Here is a 2,582-nt window from a genome sequence, read left to right on the forward strand (position 1 = left end):
ATTTCCACCCTTGTCTACAGGTCGATACAGGTACATCCATTCACCCTTCACTTTGATGTACGTTTCATTCATTCTCCAGGAGTTACCCACCAGCTTTTTCCTTTTCCTGAATGTCCCCTCAATTAGAGGAGTAAACTTGTATACCCATCTTTGTACAGTTGCGTGATCAACCTCTATACTTCTGATTGATAGTAATTCTTCTATATCTCTGTAACTCAAGCTAAATCTCAGTTTCAAATAAACTGCCTGAAGTATGATCTCTTTTGGAAAACAATAACCCTTAAACATCTCATCAATTCACAGCACTGAGGGAAAAACATTTCCGTCCGTTAATGCACAGTACATAGCCACTGAAAAAAGGAAAGTCTGTTCCATTCCGTACCTGTCATATTGCATTAGTAATCTTAGAGGCTATTGCTATCACTTTTATGAGGTGTGCGTTTTTCATTTCAGTTAATGCTATTAATTTCAGTTATCAATTTTAAAGCCTTGCTTTAAACCACTTTGTAGCTTCCAAAACAACTTCACTTACTTCCGGCTCCTGGTCGTAATAGTTAAATTGATGAAATGGAGATTGTAAATCCGTTTTCATCCAGTATAGTTTCTTGTCAGTCGTGGCAATATCATTGAAGTAGTTTTTTGTGTATTGTGGCAGCACAGCTCCGTCTGAATGCATCATTAGTGTCGGTGCGGACAGGTTTTTAGCACTGGGCATTGGATCAGTCGTCAGCCAATCTACCCATGACATTACAGCAAATTTATCAGCACTCCATTGTGGCACTGCTCCGCGTTTTGGATTGAGATAATACTCGTAGGGGCCATACATCGCAGCAGAAGGATCTGTTTCAGAAATGGAGGGAACGTAGTCAACAACCCCTGTTTCTGCAAACTTTTCCTTGCTGGCCAATCCTGCATTCATTCTGTTTTGAACACCTTCTTCTCCGCCATAAAAAAGCTTTACAGCTTCTGAATCGTGTAACCATGAAGCGGCGGTAACAACCGCTTTTATCCTCTTGTCTTCCGAAGCGGCCATGAGTGTATACATAGCGCCTGCACACACGGCAAATGCGCCGATGCTGTTTGAATTTATTTCGGGTTGATTGCTTAGAAAGGTTACGGCATTTACTATATCGTTTTTTTTCAGCATGGGGTTTTCATAGAATCTTGGCTGACCTTCACTTTCACCAAAATTTCTGAAATCAAAAGCCAGTGTAATAAAACCTTGCTGCGCCAGACGTTCGGCATAAAGCCCTGCCATTTGTTCTTTAACGGTAGTCCAACTACCCGAAACTACAATGGCAGGATATTTTTTTGTGCTGTCAAAATTTGGAGGGAGGAACATGTTTCCGGTAAGTGTCAACCCTTCGCTTTGAAATTTTACTTTTTTCATTGTTGTTGAGTTTATGGATTTTTAGCTTGGCAATACAAAGATGCGTCGACACATAGACTGATAGTAGCGAGAAGTAAAGCAGGAATGGCAAAAATCAAAGGATAGGATGATGCCGGTATTGTTGTGGCGTAAGTCCTGCAGCTTTCTTAAAAAAAGAATCGAAATGTGAGGGCTCTGAAAAATGCAAGCGATAAGCAATTTCCTTAATGGAATCAGTTGTTTGTCGAAGCAGTGATTTGGCATAAATGATAAGCTGGCCTTGAATAATGCTGGTAGCTGTTTTGCCGGTGATTCTCTTTACAACAGCATTCAAATGATTAGGATGAATATTCAACTTATTAGCATAAAAAGAAGGATGGCGAAATTCAGATGTAACCTGATCATTGGTCATCATGGTTTCTACCAATGTTTGAAACCGGGATATCAATAAGATGTCAGCCGCCCGGTTGTCCTGCTGGCCATCGGCGCTGATAGTAGTTTTGTCAAAACACCGCTTTGTGAGTAAGAGTAAAAAATGGGTGTAAGTTTGGATGAAAAGAAATTTATCCTGGTGATCCGAATGGTATTCATCAAAAATCTTTTGAAAGACGTCGTTCACATGCTGTGCATCACCGGCAGGCAGATTCATCGGAGCGGCCTTATCAAGACGGAAAAACGGAAAATCAATAATGAAATTTCTCCATAGTGGATTGAGTGATAAAAATTCACGGCCAAAAATAATATACCAGCCGACCCAATCCAATTCGATATCCCATGTGATAATCTGGTAGGGCGAGTTAAAAAATAAATTGCTATTGAGAAATTGACCGTTGACCTCTTTATTATCTCCCGAAAGCCTAAGAGCAATGGCGTAAAATTCGTGACGAAAAGGCGGTTGTTTTGCCCTCACCATTTTCATGTTGTCCTCAAACTTCCGGATGTCAAAGAAAGGATATTTGGGTGGAGTGATTTTTATTTCCCTGCAATAATCACCTATGGAAGTAATAGTTTTCAAGGCTTGTCAATTGAGAAGGTGCCCAATAGAATTGCCGCCAATGTTGACGTCTTGCTGCTGTGCTGGTATTTAATAACTGTCAGCCCGGCAACTGAAGCCAATTGAAAAACTGATGATGAAGGTAAACCTACAAGCAACTGCATATTGTTGGTTGCAGTGAGATGATTAATCTTGCAGCGGTTTCCAATTATGTGGAAG

At 40.5% G+C, this 2,582-nt stretch carries 4 protein-coding genes; all 4 read right to left on the minus strand.

What is annotated here, in order from left to right; translation table 11 throughout:
• On the minus strand, positions 1 to 219 hold a 219-nt coding region (locus OCK74_RS27720), incomplete at its 3' end, for a DDE-type integrase/transposase/recombinase (RefSeq protein WP_279300371.1).
• Positions 220 to 481: 262 nt separating this feature from the next.
• Positions 482 to 1,390 carry an alpha/beta hydrolase gene (locus OCK74_RS27725; protein ID WP_279300372.1) on the minus strand — a complete coding sequence of 303 codons (909 nt, stop codon included), beginning with the start codon at positions 1,388 to 1,390 and terminating at the stop codon, positions 482 to 484.
• Positions 1,391 to 1,484: 94 nt separating this feature from the next.
• On the minus strand, positions 1,485 to 2,384 hold the full coding sequence (locus OCK74_RS27730) for a helix-turn-helix domain-containing protein (RefSeq protein WP_279300373.1): 900 nt from the start codon (positions 2,382 to 2,384) through the stop codon (positions 1,485 to 1,487).
• A partial coding sequence (locus OCK74_RS27735; protein WP_279300374.1) for a hypothetical protein occupies positions 2,381 to 2,582 on the minus strand: 202 nt, incomplete at its 5' end. The genes OCK74_RS27735 and OCK74_RS27730, both read right to left, overlap by 4 nt.

Source organism: Paraflavisolibacter caeni, from assembly GCF_025628885.1.
Taxonomy (GTDB): domain Bacteria; phylum Bacteroidota; class Bacteroidia; order Chitinophagales; family Chitinophagaceae; genus Flavisolibacter; species Flavisolibacter caeni.